This is a genomic window from Pusillimonas sp. SM2304 (assembly GCF_031628915.1).
Taxonomy (GTDB): domain Bacteria; phylum Pseudomonadota; class Gammaproteobacteria; order Burkholderiales; family Burkholderiaceae_B; genus Pusillimonas_C.
Genome location: NZ_JAVLUJ010000001.1, coordinates 176,681 through 194,562, shown reverse-complemented (window position 1 = coordinate 194,562; position 17,882 = coordinate 176,681). Strand labels below are relative to the sequence as shown.

Genomic DNA, 17,882 nt, shown 5'->3' with positions numbered 1-17,882 from the left:
CCGCCAGTTCAGATCATCCCAGATGACTGCTAATCGGAACAATGCTACAGTCGTAACAAGATGCATCTAGTGTCTTGGTTTTTTTCACGTCCGTGATTGCTACTTGTCATATTAATCATTTGAACGCTGGCCTTTAGTGTGACGTAGTAGAAGACAATAAAAGGGGCTTTTGTGGCAGGAAAAGGAGAGAAAGGATCGAAGAAACAGCTATTCTTTGATGTCAGCACGGGGCTCAAGCGTGTGATAGGGCGTGACCTGATTACGAATGATGAGGTCGCCGTCTTTGAGTTGGTGAAAAATTCCTTTGATGCTGACGCTACCCATGTGCAACTTTATTTTTCCAATGATGCCCTTACCGTCATTGATAATGGCAACGGGATGAGCTACGAGGATCTGACGGAAAAGTGGCTTTTTGTCGCTTATTCGTCAAAAGCGTCACCAGTCGATGCTGTAGAGCGCCAAGAGTTTCGCCAGCAAATTTCCGAACGAAAATATTATGCTGGCAGCAAGGGGATTGGACGGTTTTCTTCTGATCGTCTCGGCAGCCGCCTAATACTGCAGTCGAAGCCTGCCAGCGGGAGAAATGGAGTAGTGCATCAGCTTGATGTCGATTGGTCTCTTTTCGAGGAAGACCAACGGTTGCAATTCGAGACTGTGCCAGTCGAGTATAGCCAGAGGGAAGATTTTGACCTGCCAGACGAGATCGTGGATGTGCCGAGCCACGGCACTGTAATAAAAATCGAAAATACCAGGCTGCGCTGGGATCGTGATCGAATACTTCACCTTAAGGCAGCCCTGGCCAAGTTAATAAATCCGTTTGGTGCTGAGACTGACGGTTTTCATATTCAGGTTATAGCTCCCGATCAACGTGCCGCGGATGAGGAGTCGATTGCCACGGCGTCGAAGCGTGGTGAAGACATGCCGGACAACGCCTTGGCTAATGGCGCCGTCGGTAACTTCATATTTTCTGCGCTTAAGGAGAAAACAACCTTCATAGAAGTACAACTGTCTAACAACGGCAAGGAAATCATTAGCGCCCTGACTGATCGCGGAGAGTTAGTCTATAAGGTCAAGGAGCCAAATCCGTACGATTTACTTGTGGGGTCAGATTTCCGGTGCCAGCTTTATTACTTAAACCAATCAGCAAAAGCTACCTTTGCGAGGCGCATGGGGATTTCTTCCGTGCAATTTGGTTCAGTGTTTCTATTTCGAAATGGGTTTCGTGTCTATCCGATTGGCGAGGAGGATGACGATTCGTTTGGCATTGCACGTCGCAAGCAGCAAGGCTATGCCAGGTTTCTAGGGACACGAGACATAATCGGCCGTCTCGATGTGGCAGGAACCGAGGAACAGTTCAAAGAAAGTTCTAGCCGTAACCAAGGCTTGGTGGAAACCCCGGCCGCGGTACAGATGCGAGAATGTTTTTGGGAGCATTGCCTTAAACGGCTAGAGCGCTATGTCGTGCCGGTCACGTGGCCTGATAGTGCTGAGAAAACGTCCAGCGACCTATCCCGACTATTGACGGATTCGGGCCGCGCGAGGGTGACCGATGCCGTTGCTCGGTTAATTGATAACCCAAACGTGGAGGTCCTTGATTACAGTCGCAAGCTCGTGAGCATGTTGAATGAACGATCCAGCCAATTCGAGGAGTCTGTTGCCAGCCTCCGGGCGATCGCCCTGAAGACACAGGATCAACATATGCTGGCCAGTTTGGACAAGGCCGAGCGCCGATTTGAGGAACTAAAAAAAGCCGAGGCAGACGCTGTACGCATTGCCGCTGAAGAGCGTTTTGCTAAGGAAGCAGCGCAGAGAAGCGCTGAGCAGGCGCGACTGGAAGCCGAAATGCTTTCCGTCAATCTTGATGAGGAGAAAAAGCGTAGTTTGTTTCTCGCATCCATTACCTCGCTTGACGTCGACACTATCTTGAACATGCACCACCAGATAACAATCTATGCGGCCGACCTGAAGCAGCAGGTAGAGAACTGCATCTCCGCGGCAAGACATAGTAGTTTGAACCCGGATGACGTTATTTCTAGGATGGAGAGCATTGCGTTCCTAAATCAAAAAGTGCTCTCCATTTCTCGTCTTGCAATCAAGGCTAATTTTAGACTTGAGTCCGACATGATAGAGGCCGACTTAGCTGATTACATCGAAGACTATATACGCCAAGGTGCAAAACCCTTTCTTGGCTCAGGGGTGGACTTGGATGTCGTGAATCACGATGCTTCATTGAGGAAGCGTTTTCGTCCCATGGAAATATCGATAGTAATTGAAAACCTGATCAACAATTCTCGAAAGGCTGGTGCTACCGAGGTATCTTTCGAGCTGATGAATCCGGATAAAAAAACCCTGGCAATTTCTGTCAAAGACAACGGTGCTGGCTTGCTGAAGAGCATCGATGACCCTCAACGAATATTCGAGCTGGGTTTTTCGAGAACTGCTGGCTCTGGGCTTGGACTCTATCATGTTCGTCAAGTGCTTGATGAGATCAGCGGGAGCATAGAGGTCGATGCGCAGCAAGAAAAAGGAACAAGATTCAATATCAAGGTGGTGGAATGAGGTTAGACTTTACGATACTTTGGATAGATGACCAGCCCAAACATGTTAAAAGCTTTTCCGAGGGATTAGGTAACCATCTACGGCAGCTTGGCTTCCAGCTGAATGTAATACCTGCCGAGTCCGTTGAAATGGTAGACGCGCAGATCGGTAATCATGTTTACGACGACACGATAGACCTGGTCCTTGTAGATTACGACTTGGGCACTGGCGCTGGTGGCGAAGAGGCTCTTGTCACTATACGGAAACGGTTTCCATTCAAGGAGGTCGTGTTTTACTCAGCTACTGATGCTGAGAAACTCAGATCAATAGCCTTCAAGTCGAAAGTTGATGGCGTCTACTTCTCTACACGCCTATCACTGGTGAGCGATACTATCCAGATAGTCAGAAAGCTGTTGAACAAGGTTCTCGACCTGGATCACATGCGAGGCATTGTAATGTCTGCTTCCAGTGATATCGACTATCTAGTGGAAAGTAGCCTTGAGGCTGTTTATGAAAGGCTTGGTGACGCTGATAAGCCAAGTTTCCAATCGTCCATTATTGAGCAGTTGCGGATAAAACTATCGAAATGGGAAGGAGAGTTGGAGGCCGCGGCAGGCAAGGGCAGTTTGGCAAAGATTATGAAACTACGTCATTTGTTCACTGCGCACGATAGGCTGGAGTGCCTAGCAAGCCAACTCGTGGGATGGGCGGCAGAGCACAGTAGCTATCTTGAAAAGGTGGATGTATACAAGAAGGACCTGATCCCGCGACGAAACAAGCTGGCCCACGCAATGTTGCGTCGCAAAGACGGAGAGCCTCCAGAACTCATAGGGCTACCAGAGAAATGGACCACCGAGGACATGACGGCTTTGCGTTGCGGGCTAATTGAACATAGGGAAAATTTCCAGGCAATTGCGGTATTGGTTGACGCTAGGCTTGATTGACGGGCTACCTGCGGCCCGGGCTAAGCGCTAAGCTTGTTCCAACTTTTATTCTAGCAAAGGCAATCGCGATGTATCCATTCATAATGGGCCAGGAATATGCAAGGAAGTGGCTGCTGGAGTTTCTTGGCAGCAGGCAGGCGCAATCAGGTGTAGTTTGGGGCATGAAGGAACCCGGGTGTCTGATATGCACTTCTGGTGGCCGAGGAGGGAAACGGGCTGGCTATTTTGATGAGTCGTTAGACGACGGGAGCTGGTGGTATTTTGGCCAAGGCCAGTCAGGAGACCAGAGGCTTGAAAATCCCGCTAACTCAAAGCTCGCTTCTGGCAGGTTGTCCGTATTGTTTTTTACCACCCGGGAACCTACCGCTCGCGAAGTTTCAGAAAGAGGGGGGTATGGAAAGCTGTTCGCTTTCCGCGGGGAGTTCAACGTTGCTGGGTATCAGGCATTCGTGCCCCGCGAGGGGCGAAGAAAAGGCGATCGGTTGTGGCGATTTCGGTTGGTTCCTACCAAACAAGATGAAGGCGTTAGCGTGGGGCCAGAAGAGCAATCATTCGTCGAACCAGATATCCAAGCTTGGCAAGAACGCCTGAACATGTATGCACATGTCGCCAGCGAATCCGTGTTGTCAATGCGCGAGTATCGCAGGCGTAGCGCAGAAGTGCACCAGTACGCACGGAGTAGAGCGAACGGAATGTGCGAGGCATGCGCGCAGCAGGCGCCATTCACCGCCCTTGATCACAAGGCATTCCTTGAGGTGCACCACTTGACGCGATTGGCTGACGACGGTCCCGATACACCGAGCAATGTGGCAGCATTGTGCCCTAATTGCCATCGTCGTGCGCATTATTCACTGGATCGCGAGCAATTTGCTTCTATCCTGCGAGGTCGAATTCTAGCGATCGAATCGGCCATTGCCAGACGGCTCTCCAAAGCCAGCCTGGTTAATGGGATATTGCATTGCAGCGACTCTGCTTAGTTGGGATACTGGATTCTGTGGATCCTATTTGCTTGAAAAACGAGGCATGGCTTGCTGGTGGCTAATTATCTTGCTGTAATACTACGGCCGTTATGTCAGAAACGTGGCTATAATTTCTCTTTTACTGCAAGACAGTTTTTATATGAAGACGCTTCCCGAGGTAATCCTTGCCGATGCACATTCCCGTCCTGAAGGAGCGGTCTTGTCAGCCAAGGAGTTTCTACACCAAGGGAGCCGGTCTGCCATCGATCAGGCATTCTCCCGTCTTGCAAGGGAAGGAAGCCTGTTGCGGGTGGGTCGCGGAATCTATGTTGCCCCGATCTCCGGGTGGTTTGGGGCTCGCCCGCCCGCGCCTGGCAAAGTAGTGGAATCGCTGGCGTTGCATAGTGGCGAGGTCATCGCGCCACACGGCGCTGCGGCAGCGAATGCCCTTGGCTTGACCCAGCAGGTTCCACTTCGTGAGGCATATGTAACTTCGGGTCGGACGCGCAAGATCACGCTAGGGCGATCGGAAGTCTTGGTCAAGCACGTACCCAACTGGATGTTGGCTCTCGGTACTGGCCCTGCCGGAAATGCGGTCAGGGCCTTGGCGTGGATGGGGCCTAGGCGAGTGCGCCAGTCTATCTCGATCCTACGCCGTACCCTACCTAGCCATGAGTGGATCTCGCTAACCTCATGTCGCGCTGGCTTGCCGTCATGGATGGCCCAGGCAATCGGCGAGGAGGCTAGCCGTGGCAGAGCCATTCTTTAGCTTGAGCCGTCAAGACCAAGGCGAGGTACTGGAAACTATACGAGCCCTTACAGGTCGGCCTGAACACCTGCTTGAAAAAGATGCATGGATAGTATGGTTAATTTCCAACTTGTTTGAATCCGGTCTGGGCATGGCATTGACTTTCTCGGGCGACGCCACGTTGTCGAAAGTCTTCAGGATATTAGATAGGTTCTCCGACAACATAATCCTTGCCTACGATATACGTAGCCTCGCTGGCGACCTTGATGCCTGCCAGGATATGCACTTCGTACGAGGGACTGGTCGCTGGATAGGCATGGTCCTTCAACGGCAATCCGCCTGGATCGAAGCGGCCATCATTCCGATCCTAGAAGCGGCAATGAAGAGAGACGGGCTATTGGGAGAGCTCGAGTTGGCTGGTGATAGTCGCGACGCGTTGCTGGTTCGTTATCAACCCACGGGATCCGGGACCAGATATATAGCGCCTGCTGTAAAGCTAGGGTTCGGTCCGACCGTGGTTGAATGGCCATCCGTGGTTGCACAGATCACCTGCGACATGGATGGCTGCTTTCCTGGGGTTTCGTTTCCCAAGGCAAGTCCGCGAGTGGCATCCGTAACTTGGTCCTTCTGGGAGAAGGCGTTAATTGCCCATGTCTGCTGCCTGCACGGGGATATGTGTCAGGCGGGCTACTCCAGTCATTGGAGCGATCTTGCTACATTGTCTCGTACCGAGTACTTCGAGCAAGCTATCCGCAATCGCGATGTCGCGCATGCCGTTGCACGGAATAAATCGCATTTCCTTGTCGAGAAAGGTCGGGGCGCAGAAGTTGTCGACTTTGCAAGCGCCGCCAATGGCTATCTTCGGATAGTTCCCGATGGCGAGACACTGGCTGCCCTGGCGACGGACTATGCGGCGTTGGCCGAGGGCCAGATGATGTTGGGCGATGCACCAACCTTCGAGTCCGTGGTGCTGGCTTGCAGGAAAGTCGAAGCCCTGGCAAATCGTGCGGCATGCAGCAGTGGAGGAATGTCTTGACTTGCCGCACCCAACTTCGCAAGGCGTCCACGAAGCGCCTTCCCCATGATGGGGCCGGGCTGGCCCGATTGCCAGTAGCGTCACTTGCAAGACTCGCGAAAGCTACGCGCGGCCCACATGATCCCACGCACACGAATCGATGCATGACCAAATACCAGTTCGTAGATCTTTTTTCCGGCTGCGGAGGCCTATCACTAGGCCTCACGATGGCTGGACTTCGTGGCTTATTCGCCGTAGAGCGAGATCCTATGGCATTTAGCACATTCTCCGATAACTTCCTCGGTCCTCGGAAGGTGCCCGTCCCTAAGTTCTCGTGGCCGTCGTGGTTGAAGCAGCAAGCATGGGGTATCGATGAATTGCTGGAGCAACATATCGAGGACTTGGTGAAATTGCGAGGCAATGTCCAGGTGTTGGCGGGCGGCCCGCCATGCCAGGGCTTTAGCTTTGCAGGGAGGCGACAGGAGGCCGACCCCCGCAACCAGCTCTTCGAGAAATATGTTCAGGTCGTAGGGGCAATCAAACCATTGGCTCTGGTGCTTGAGAACGTACCAGGGATGAAAGTTGCGCATTCGAGCAAAGCAAGCGAGGGTGGTGGCCGAGACAAGGCCGCCGAGTCCTACTATGACAAGTTGAAGAGGAGCCTCGAGGCGATCGGCTATGACGTCCATGCCGAAATCGTGGATGCCTCTCGCTTCGGCGTCCCGCAGCGCCGCTCCAGGCTTATCGTCATTGGACTTCGGAAGCGTCTTGCATCCAGACTCGAAGGGGGGGCCAAGCGAGCCTTCCGCGCCCTTGATGAGAAGCGTGTGGAATTGCTCGCCAAGCATGGGCTGCCCAGGATCAAGTTGGTTTCCGCCCAAGATGCGCTGTCGGACCTTCTGGTGACGCAGACCATTACCCAGCCATGCGTGGATCCGTTTTCGCCGAAGGGCTTTGAGGAGGCCCTATATCTTGGCCCGCAGACGACGTACCAGCGGCTGATGCACAAGCATTGCCGCTACGATGCCATGGACAGCATGCGCCTTGCACGGCATAGGCCCGAAGTCCGTGCACGCTTCAAGAGGATAATCAAGGAGTGCACGCAAGGCGTGCGCATGGATGATAAAAGCCGTGCCAAGTTCGGCCTAAAGAAACATAGGATCTATCCCATGTCGGCTGGGGATCCAGCCCCCACGATCACGACCTTGCCGGATGACGTTCTCCATTATGCCGAGCCGAGGATACTTACTGTACGCGAAAGTGCCCGGCTGCAGAGCTTTCCCGACTGGTTCCGCTTCAGGGGAAAGTTCACGACAGGGGGAGCGCTTCGAACCAAGGAGTGCCCGCGCTATACCCAGGTAGGTAACGCGGTTCCACCGCTGTTGGCCGAAGCCATTGGCCTCGCAGTGACCTCCATTCTCATTGAGGCAATGGACGCTACCAGTCAGCCCAGGCGAGCACCGCTGCACATTGGGAGCGAGCCAACCATCGCAGCAGTAGCGTAAGCAACATAGGCATAGGAGAGGAAGAGGCAATGAACGACGCGACAATGGCCGCGACCAGATTCCCGGCGGACCTGCTTGGCTGGGCAGGCCACCATTCGGGAGGCGTCAAGCGGCTCTTCGATCCGGATAGTGGCAGGCCAGGCAAGGAGCTCTTGCGGACCAACCTGATCTCCCGGCTTGAGGCATGGGCCGCTGACGTTGCATCGGAGCGTGCCGGTACGCCAAGGATCCTGTTGTTGGTCGGAGGACCTGGTAATGGCAAGACGGAAGCGATCGAGCACACGATAAAGAGCCTGGACGAAGGGTTGGTGGCCGAAGGAAGGCTTATGGACGGACTCGCAGCCTTGTTCCGTCCTCCTGCGGGGCAAGCCGTTCCACGGGTAGTGCGTGTCGATGCGGGCGAACTCGGGCCTATTGCTCGCCAGCTGGATCTCTCCATCGTGCAGGATGCGTCTGCTACGGCTGGGCACGAAGGTAGCTCGGCCCCCGAGCTCCTGATCCAGGAGTTGCTCGCCCAGCTCCATGGGCCCGCGGGGGGGTATTACTTGTGCTGCGTCAACCGTGGCGTCCTTGATGACGCATTGATACAGGCTCTCGACCACGGCCTTGCCGAAGCTCGTGCCTTGCTTGAGGCTATCACCCGCGCCGTTAGCCTTTCCGCCAATGCGCCTTCTTGTTGGCCACTAGCTGGCTTTCCCGAAATAGCGATCTGGCCGATGGATGCCGAGTCTTTGCTAGTCAGCCCTGGAGAAGGCCTGCCCAGCCCGGCCTCTGTGTTGCTGGGGTACGCTACGAGTCCTATCCATTGGCCAGGCCTGGGCAAATGCGTGGCTGGCGATGGCTGCCCTTTTTGCGGCAGCCAAGCTCTTTTGTCCAGAGGCGAGAGCCGTAGGGCGCTCCTCCAGACGCTACGCTGGTATGAGCTATCCACTGGAAAGAGATGGAGCTTCCGAGACCTGTTTTCAGTAGTCTCGTACCTTCTGGCTGGTGGCCGCTCGAACGGAGAGGGCGCGCAAGGCGACCCTTGCCTGTGGGCTAGGGAGCAGATTGATCTGGATGGCGTTGGGCAAATGGCAAGGAAGGCCCGGCGCCAGCAGCTGACGGCGATATTCCATATCGCAACTTCCAGCTACCAACATGCCCTATTCCATCACTGGGACCCAAGCGCCGCGAACGCCCTGCGAGATGGTATTAAAGACCTTGGGTTGGATGAGACAGCAAGCGAGACTCGAGTCCTAAAGGGACTGCAGTATTTCCTCGTCGAACGCAAGGATGGCTACTTGCCTGCGACGATCGCGCCGCTGCTGGAGCGCTTGTCAAAGCTGCTGGATCCTGCGCTGGCAAGCCCCGATGCCAGCGTAGACGTCAGCAGCCGGAGCAAAGTGAATCTTGGTGAGTTGGATACGAGGTTTAGTCGATCCATTGCCAGTGGAATCGACTTCTTGCGCCGGTTCCAAGTTCTGTCGACTAACGAGCTAGAGCTTATGAAGCGATTGGCCAAGGCCGATAACTTGCTATCATCGCCGTCCATTCGACGAAAAAGCCCATCGACGGCGAGCCGCCTCCAGCGCATCCTCCGTGACTTCGCCTGCAGACTTGCTAGGCGTAGCATTTGTACCCGCTCGGCGGTGGTTGCCGATGCAGAGATCCTGGGGGCGTTCCAAAGGATCGTGGAGGACGACGACAAGGGGCAGCAGCTCTTCGAGGTCGCCAAGAAGGTAAAGAATCTCCTGAACAATGGACAGGTGTTCGAAGTCTCCCTTACCACTACATTTGGCCAGCCATTGCCACCCAGCCAGCGACGGGCGACGCTTGTGGTACCCGCGCGCCGCGTGAAGGAGAAGCAATTGTCCCATGAAGGGCGACCCCGTTCGCCTATTTGCTACCTCGAGGTTGGTAATGGGCAGTCCGCCCAGCCCATTGCCCTGACCTACGACCTATTCAAGGCGGTTCGCGAACTGGAGCGAGGATTGTCCCCGGCATCGCTTCCCCATACTGTAGTCACGTTGCTCGATACCACGAGGGCGAGGTTGTCTGGCCCGATTGTCCGTGACCCGGAAATACTCATGGACGGGGCACGGATACGAATCGGTGCAGACGGTACCGAGATCGGACGTGCGTGGAGCGGGTTCGTCCTGGACGAAGGGGAGCGGCCATGACACTCGAAGCCTTCAAGCAAGCACCATGGAGAAACTCGCATGCCTTGTACAGGGGGGCATCCTTGGCGATAAGCCCTGCTCCTGAGTATGCGAGCTCGGAAATCCTAGTGGCTTCGCTCTACCGAACCATCGGCTTTGAGTCCAAGGCGGAAGGTAGCATCCCGCAGGCGGGGCGTGAGCTCGAAAGGAAGATCCAAAGACTTCGCGACAGGCACTTACCGCCGCCTGAAGGAGCCACCCTTCCCGTGGATATCTGGAGCACGGTGCTGCACGGCGTGCTGGAGAGCCCCAAGCTTCCCAATCAGTCGGCAAAACGGTTCCTGCAGGTCACCCCCGTCGTTCCCTCACTTGCGCTTTTTTCTGGGTCGGCTCGCTTGGCCAACAACTCGTGGCCAGCAGGTAGTCTGGTGCGACGAATGGTTTGGCTGGGGTGTAAGGACCATGCCGCCGCCCATGCTCTTTGGGAAGAGCTCTTCGTGGCCTTGGGGGTCGGGGGGCAGGACGATATCTTCGCCTCTTGGCTGGAGCAGGAAGCTTCCGCGTGGGATGGGCAATCGTCATGGCAGCTTGCCCCAGTTCCCCTGGCGGAGGTTGCAAATCTTGCGGGCGAGGACTTCGAGGATGTGGAGTTCATGCCCGCCAGGCAATTTGCCAAGGACCTGAGGTCAGTCATCCAGGCCAAGGACACTATGACGCGCCGGCAATGGACGAGCTTGCTAGAGGCTGTGCTACGCCTGGCAGCAGTGGCCCATGTGACTTGGCTCTGCGATGTGCAGGCCAGGATATGGGGCTGCCTGAGCAGTGCCCTTTCTGGGAGCGGTCCGGCTGGAGCCGACGAGGCAAGGAATACTATCTTTCCGAGCAGCCCCCAATACATGGCATATGGTGGCAAGGCATTGAATGGGCTCAAGGACAAGGCCTCTAGCTACCTGGCCGCCCGCCTGGGCACAAATGCCATCTTGTGGTCGCTCGAGCGTGCCGGGGTTTCCTTGGAGGGTGATATTTCCTCGGGACGGGGAGTCAGTAGGCTTTGCCATCTTGTCCGCGAGCATCGTGCAACACTTGAGGACAACGGGATACAGGATGCACTTGTAGACATTCGCGAGCGGGAGGCCCGTGCTCTTAATTGCAAGAAGGGAATAGGTGCTAACCTCATAGAGTTCGCGCGACACGCACTCGGCCAGCGCCAGACGGCTATCCAGTTGCTCAGGGGATATGATCAGGGCTACGTGCTAAAGAAAAAAGGAAGTAGTTCGTCTAGCCCTTGGGTCGTGTCGCTAGGCCCCGTGGCCGTGCTTGCCATGGTCCACTGTGCGCTAGCCGGGATGGGTGGCCCGCGCTCGATCCATCGCCTCGGCCAGCACCTAGCAGCCTATGGCATCATCGTCGACCGGCATGACATTGCTCGGAACGACCTGGGGGACCAGCTGAGGATGCTAGGCCTCGTGCTCGATAGCCCAGATGCCGAAAGCGGCATGCTCCTGCTTCCCCCTTTTCCTGGCACACAGGCCATGGGCATAGAACAATGAATAGACTCGTACACGCGCTGGCCGATATTGTCGAAACCAAGATCCAGGAGGTTATGAAGGGGTACGTGGGTGGCAGGCTCGAGTCGCGTTTTATTTTCCACGGCCCTCCGCTTGAACTTCTGGAGGATGTGTTTGATGAACTGCTTAGCCGGGAGGAAAGCCTCGGGGATGTAACGGGCGCGCGCAGCTCGGGTGCAACGCTGCCGATCTTGCTTCTGGTCCCGCCTAGCCAGATGGAGGCACCCAACCCTGGGATTGGCCGCTCCGGAAAATGCGACGAGAACCACCTGCTGCATGTTCGCGATGACCCGAACAATGCCAGCTTCGTGGCGCTCGTGCCAACTGGGCTGTACTACAACGCATCGATATCGACGACTACGGAGAAGTTCGGGATGAGCGCCTCGAGCAATACCGGCCATGCGACATTCGATGAGTGGTGGAGCGACAGGTTCATGCAACAACTGGTGTCCCGCGGTTTGAACGACGCCGGCATCGAGCAGGAGTCGCTTGACGACGCTAGGCTGCTCGTCACACGCTCGGCAACGGCGGTTGACGAGTCGGACCCTGCAGAGGGGTATCATCTGGCCGTCTGGCGCATGCTCTCGCGCATCTATTCGATCAGCGACGGCGGGCATAGGCTATCCGCTGGCTCCGCACTTTCCCTCGCTTGCGGTATCCCACACATCCAGAATGGTAGCGTAGCGGCCAAGTTGCAGCTCGGGGTCCTGGAGAAAGTCGCCGAGGAAATGGCCGAGGGCTTCAAGACTAGCATCGAACGCCTGGAAGCTGCCGCGCCAGACGAACAGGTCAAGCTAGCGCTTGCCGAATTCCTTGGCCATGTTCAGGCTCGGTGCCAAATACCTACCGCCTTCGAGCGTGCGACGCAGGCATTCTACCTACCACAAGACACCTTAGGGCTCCAGGCTCCCCCGTCGTGGTGGCTAGTGCTGACCACTGACTGCTGGAGCGACCTGCTTTCCGACGACCCGGAGGAGCCTGCGAAGGACCTTTCGATCGCCTGCACGAACGCCATCCTACCGGTTGTACGCGGGATGCCGGCCATTGTCATGGACGAGGTCGAGTTGTCCATATCGGTTGGGCTTGAGGCTGGTGAAGAAGTGACTGAGGTGCTTCTCACGGGTGGGTCGCACGGCAGGTCGGGTACTGCTATACAAGTCGACGGCACTGCGGTCTGCTATGACACGCCGCCATCCGGTGGGCAAAGGTCACCGATAGGCTACAAGGTGATGGCTGCTGAAAGCAAGGCGGCCACTGCCAGGGTCATTTCGCTTGCGAGCTGGGTACCTGGCATCATGATCACATGTCGGATGGCTACAAAGCTCTCGCCACCCAGGAAGCCGCGCGGACGCGGGCGCGCCGCCGGGGCTGGCTGGGAAACAGCTCTCTCGGTACCAGGCTCCGGGCGCTACGAGCTATTGCTGCTCCTGGCACCGGGTGTCATCGTTACCAAGGCGGAGGGTATTTCCGACGATGCAACGGAGCAACCTGGCGAGGCTCCACAGCACCTACAGCTGCATGAGCTGAAGGGCGGCGGATATCGGGTAGAAGTCGACGCCGAAGGAAAGTATCTGCTCGAGATATCCTTCACGCGCCAAGATGGTGGCGCAATCGAGGCATGCCGGGCGTTTATCACCTGCGAGGAAGCCAAGGAGGAGGGCTGCAGGAGCGAATTCGAACGGTTGATCAAGCTCAATAGGCGGCACCTGGAGAAATTCGATACCAAGGCCGTCATTCAGATAGACCGTCATGCCCGCTTGTCGAGCCTGCAAGCCTGGATGCTAGACGAGCTAAGCGTATCCAAGTCCTTCATCCCGATAGTACTTTCGGATGACTATGCTGCCAAGTGGACCGCGCCTGACTGGAGCTCCCAGAGTGGCCCCGTCCTATCGCAGGCACGGTTCCTGCATGATCCAAGGCCAGAGCCGACGTTGTTCCAGCCACCCCAGGGCTTCGTGGAAGCTCGCGAGGAGATTGCCCGGCGAATAAGGGAAACAAGCGATCATGCAGGATTGATGGAGTCCGCCTCCTTGGGGAAATGGTTGGCTCAGGATGACGACTTTCGCGCGCTGGTCGAGACGTATCTAGACGCCTACGGCGAATGGATAGCTGCCGACCGCGATATCGCCTGCTGGATAGATGTCATCGCGGTATGCCCCAGGGAAGCCGATGGTTATACCCTTGGCCGGATACCTGATGCCATTGTCCTTTCTCCCTTGCATCCGTTACGACTGGCCTGGCATTGCCTGGCCCAGCAAGTGTTGTTCGATGAGGTCGAGGGTGACAATCCATTGCCGTGTCCGGCCGCCAGCATCTTGGATCCCAGTTGTGTCCCGGACATGATGACTATGTCGCTTCAGGCTCCGAGGGGGCCCGCAGGTATCGACCAGATTGATTACCTATCGGTCGAATGTGGCTCGGACTATTGGTCAGTGCTGTGGAACGGCTCGCGTCTGGACCAGCTTGCCGACAAGTCGAAGCGGGCTCCCTTCGACAATGCGCTTGGCCTTTCGATCGGGGGTATCTCGAGTGGCTTTAGCCCGGCCCAGGTGTCCCGGGCACTCGAGGACGTTTCTGACCTCTTGGCGGCAAAGCCCATGGTCAGTGTCGTAGTGTCGAGCGGCGGAGGGTCCACTGATGCATGCAATGAGGGGCTAGTCACTTGGTGCGTCAGGCGGTTTGGAAATGGAGATAAGCTTGGGCCAGGCCAGGGCGTTGGCCCAAGGCTGCTGGAGGTATTCGACACTAGGCCCGCTGGTTCCTTGCCTGACCAGGCTACTATTGCCAACCTATCGGAGGACACTGGAAACAAGGTCCGCTGGTTCGAGAAGCAACCAATAGCGACCAAGCCTGACTTGGGGATCATTGCCCAGCTGGATGCGGCTCAGCCAGAGTCTACAAGCGTTGGCATGCGCTCGCCGTTGGGGGTAGGCGGCTTGATTCGGCATAGGACGAGGCGCCAATTGCATGGGGCCTTCTTGAGTGAGTCTCGACGCGGACGAGCCATGCCTCCCTCGGGCGATGTCTTTGCCGACAAGGTCAGTAATTGCATCACTGTCCTAGAAGGGGGGCATGATGACAGCACCGGGCTCCAGTTTGCTCCTAATGTGCATGCGGTATCGAGCATGCTCGACGACAAGAAGGCGGGGTTCGTCGCAGTCTCTTCCTCGGCAATCGACCCGGCTTGCTTTCTTGGAGACTGGATCAAGGGAACATATCTATGGGACTACGACTTGCCGTCGTATTCCCATCGCGCCGGCGATACAAGCGGCTACTACCTATTGTCCCAAGTCAGGGAGGCCGACTGCGATGCCCTAGGCAGGGTCCTGCAATCCGTGCCAGGTTGCCAAGACCTCGCGGATGGACAGGTCGCGCAAATCTTGCTGGAAGTGGCTAGGAGAGGCATTCCGACGGTCCGCGGGCTTTCCGGCGATGACACGGGAGCTACAGGTGACTTGGGGCTATTCCTCGCCGTGCGGCTGTTGCAAGACCAATTCCGTGCATCAGGAAGCGCCAATAGCCTCCTCCCAGTGCTATCAGGCTCTCCAGAGGAGGCGACCATTGCGATTATCATCCCGGTCGATCCATTTCGGGGATACCTGGCTGACCTCTCCCGTTCGCTTGGCAAGGAGCGCAAGGACCTCTCGCTATCTCGCCCGGACTTGCTTGTCGTTGGTATCCATGCTAGCGACAGTCAGGTCCGCTTCCGCCTCACACCTATCGAAGTGAAATGCAGGCAGGAATCCACCACACTCAGCATCAATGACGCCAAGGACGCCCTCGCGCAGGCGTGCTCGTTGTCCACGCTACTCAATGCTTTACAGGAACGGGCAGCCAAATCCCTGGCCTGGAGGCTTGCCTACCAGCACTTGTTGCTTTCAATGATTGGGTTTGGGCTGAGGGTCTACAGCCAGCACGAGGTGGTCACTCAGGATGCCGAGCGATGGGCTAGCTACCACGAGCTCATCGCAGCAGCGATACTGGGACCTGACCCCTCGATTCTCATCGATGAGAGCGGGAGGCTCGTAGTCGTGGATGGGTCGCCTATCAGCGATGCTCATGACCATGATGGGGATGGTTTTCAAGAGAGCATCTTCATTTCCCCCATGGATGCCGGGCGAATCGTGGGTGGTGATGCGCAAGGTTTCTATGATGCCGTACGGGCAAAGGTCGGAAGCTGGCGGCTTCTTCCGTTGCCTCCGGATCCTGTTGGCGCCGGCACTCGTGCCGAAGATGAGCCAGGGCCGGAGCCCGTGGGCGGTGATAAGGCCGAGCTAGAAGGTACTGGGAAGCCGACCGGCGATGCCGAGTCATTGTATACCTCGCAGGACGGGCACGGAGAAGGCAATGCGATGCCATGCGCTCCCGGCGAGCCCATCGCTTTTCCCGAACCGGAGGAAGGCACCACGGGCATTCTCCTTTCCGTCGGCAGGACCGTGGATGGCTTCGAGCCACGCCAGCTTTCACTGAATATCTCGGATACACGGCTCAACCAATTGAATATCGGTGTCGTGGGTGATCTAGGTACGGGCAAGACCCAGCTGTTGAAATCACTGATTTTCCAGATAATCAAGGCACGCGAGGAAAACCGTGGCATCAAGCCGCGGTTCCTGATCTTCGACTACAAGCGAGACTACAGTAGCCCCGAGTTTGTGGAGGCTACAGGTGCCCGGGTAGTCAGACCTGCTCGCCTGCCACTCAACCTCTTCGATACTACCTCGATGGGTGAGTCCATAGCTCCGTGGCTCGATAGATTTCGCTTCTTCGCGGACATCCTCGACAAGGTGTATTCGGGGATCGGGCCGGTACAACGAGACAAGCTCAAGGGCGCGGTTCGCCGTGCGTACGATGCGTGCGCAGAACAAGGTTGCCAGCCAACGATCTACGATATACATGCCGAGTATCGTGAGCTATTGGGAGGCAAGTCCGATACGCCAATGGCGATCATCGACGACTTGGTCGACATGGAGGTCTTCGAAAAGGAGCCCACCAAGACCGTGCCGTTCGACGAGTTCCTCGATGGCGTAGTGGTGGTATCGCTAGACGCTATGGGCCAGGATGACCGAAGCAAGAATATGCTCGTTGCCATCATGTTGAACATGTTCTACGAGAACATGCTCAATACCCCGAAACGTCCGTTCAAGGGGCAGAAGCCCCAATTGAGGGTAATCGACTCCTACCTATTGGTCGACGAAGCTGACAATATCATGCGCTATGAGTTCGATGTCCTCCGGAAGTTGTTGCTACAAGGGAGGGAGTTCGGCGCGGGGGTGATCCTGGCCTCTCAGTACCTCCGGCATTTCAAAGCTGGAGCAACTGACTACAGGGAACCGTTGCTGACATGGTTCATCCACAAGGTGCCCAATGCTACTCCGGCTGAACTCGGGGCGCTTGGGTTTACGTCGGACCTTGGGGACCTATCGGACCGTGTCAAGACATTGCCAAATCACCATTGCCTCTACAAGTCGTTCGATGTCGCAGGAGAGGTGATTCGGGGGCTCCCCTTCTTTGAGCTTGCAAAGGACCAGCTGGAGGAGCAACAGCTGGACGGCCCGTGACTGACTTCCTCTCGCCATCAGAGCGCTCGGAAAGAATGTCCCGGATCCGAGGCAAGGATACCCATCCCGAGCTAGCACTGCGCAAGGTGCTGCATGCCCTCGGGTTGAGATACCGCCTGCATGGCAGGGGCTTGCCTGGTAAGCCAGACCTGGTGTTACCCCGCTACAAGACGGTGGTTTTCGTACATGGCTGCTTCTGGCATCGGCATGCTGGTTGCGGTATCGCTACGACACCAAAGAGCAATATATCCTTCTGGCTGGATAAGTTCGACAGGAATGTGGCACGCGATGCAAAGGTGGTTGCCAACTTGCAGGCAATGGGCTGGACGGTGTACGTGGTTTGGGAGTGCCAGCTTTCATCTCGCTCGAAGGCCTGGCAGGCCGGCAAGGAACTCGCTGAAATAATCAAGCAGGCTGGCCGAGGAGATCTTGATGGCTGATGTTGCGCTTTATTACCCTTATATCAGCCCACCTCCTAATGCCTGGACGATTAGGGCCTTGCTTTATTGGGATCGGATCGATGCCATTGTGCCGGATGGCGTGGCACTGAAGCCCTCGACCCAGGAGCTTTTGGACACTGGCTTGTTATGTCGCGTGCCCTGGTTGGACGTCGTGGCGCCTGCTCACAAGCTTGAGTCGGCCTTGGTCAAGTATGTATACGAAACAGCCCAAAGACCGATAGGCGAACCTGCTCATGCATCGCAATCAAGAGACTGGTCACGTATCCATGTCATGAAATGCCGTACCAATTCTTGAAGGCATTGCGCGATACCTCGCTGGGGAACCCATCGATGACTATTGGTGGCGAGTCAGGCCGGATGTTGGAAGGGACTACATGTCAGCACTTGCGTACGGAGTGGCAAGGAACCATGCTCTTCCGATGGATTTGTTAACTGATACGCTTCCTCC

At 56.2% G+C, this 17,882-nt stretch carries 11 protein-coding genes; all 11 read left to right on the top strand.

What is annotated here, in order from left to right; all coding sequences use genetic code 11:
- Window positions 1-171 precede the first annotated feature (171 nt).
- Window positions 172-2,559, top strand: coding sequence for a sensor histidine kinase (locus RE432_RS00860; protein ID WP_310931328.1), 2,388 nt, complete (start codon window positions 172-174; stop codon window positions 2,557-2,559).
- Window positions 2,556-3,482, top strand: coding sequence for a hypothetical protein (locus RE432_RS00855; protein WP_310931327.1), 927 nt, complete (start codon window positions 2,556-2,558; stop codon window positions 3,480-3,482). Before RE432_RS00860 ends, RE432_RS00855 begins: the two co-directional genes overlap by 4 nt.
- Window positions 3,483-3,550: 68 nt before the next feature.
- Complete coding sequence (locus RE432_RS00850; RefSeq protein ID WP_310931326.1) at window positions 3,551-4,459, top strand: HNH endonuclease; 909 nt, start codon at window positions 3,551-3,553, stop codon at window positions 4,457-4,459.
- 142 nt (window positions 4,460-4,601) lie between these two features.
- Window positions 4,602-5,210, top strand: coding sequence for a DUF6088 family protein (locus RE432_RS00845; RefSeq protein ID WP_310931325.1), 609 nt, complete (start codon window positions 4,602-4,604; stop codon window positions 5,208-5,210).
- Window positions 5,191-6,225, top strand: coding sequence for a nucleotidyl transferase AbiEii/AbiGii toxin family protein (locus tag RE432_RS00840; protein ID WP_310931324.1), 1,035 nt, complete (start codon window positions 5,191-5,193; stop codon window positions 6,223-6,225). Before RE432_RS00845 ends, RE432_RS00840 begins: the two co-directional genes overlap by 20 nt.
- A 143-nt stretch (window positions 6,226-6,368) precedes the next feature.
- Entirely contained in the window at window positions 6,369-7,709 is a 1,341-nt protein-coding gene (locus RE432_RS00835) for a DNA cytosine methyltransferase (RefSeq protein ID WP_310931323.1), read from the top strand.
- Window positions 7,710-7,738: 29 nt separating this feature from the next.
- Window positions 7,739-9,868, top strand: coding sequence for a hypothetical protein (locus RE432_RS00830; RefSeq protein ID WP_310931322.1), 2,130 nt, complete (start codon window positions 7,739-7,741; stop codon window positions 9,866-9,868).
- Window positions 9,865-11,397, top strand: coding sequence for a hypothetical protein (locus tag RE432_RS00825; RefSeq protein ID WP_310931321.1), 1,533 nt, complete (start codon window positions 9,865-9,867; stop codon window positions 11,395-11,397). The genes RE432_RS00830 and RE432_RS00825 overlap by 4 nt, the downstream gene beginning before the upstream one ends.
- Window positions 11,394-16,973 (top strand): ATP-binding protein, encoded by a 5,580-nt coding sequence (locus tag RE432_RS00820; protein WP_310931320.1) that lies wholly within the window; start codon window positions 11,394-11,396, stop codon window positions 16,971-16,973. The genes RE432_RS00825 and RE432_RS00820 overlap by 4 nt, the downstream gene beginning before the upstream one ends.
- Complete coding sequence (locus tag RE432_RS00815; protein WP_310931319.1) at window positions 16,970-17,413, top strand: DNA mismatch endonuclease Vsr; 444 nt, start codon at window positions 16,970-16,972, stop codon at window positions 17,411-17,413. Before RE432_RS00820 ends, RE432_RS00815 begins: the two co-directional genes overlap by 4 nt.
- Window positions 17,406-17,729: a hypothetical protein gene (locus tag RE432_RS00810; RefSeq protein WP_310931318.1), complete on the top strand. Its 324-nt coding sequence runs from the start codon at window positions 17,406-17,408 to the stop codon at window positions 17,727-17,729. Before RE432_RS00815 ends, RE432_RS00810 begins: the two co-directional genes overlap by 8 nt.
- The last annotated feature ends 153 nt before the right edge of the window (window positions 17,730-17,882 follow it).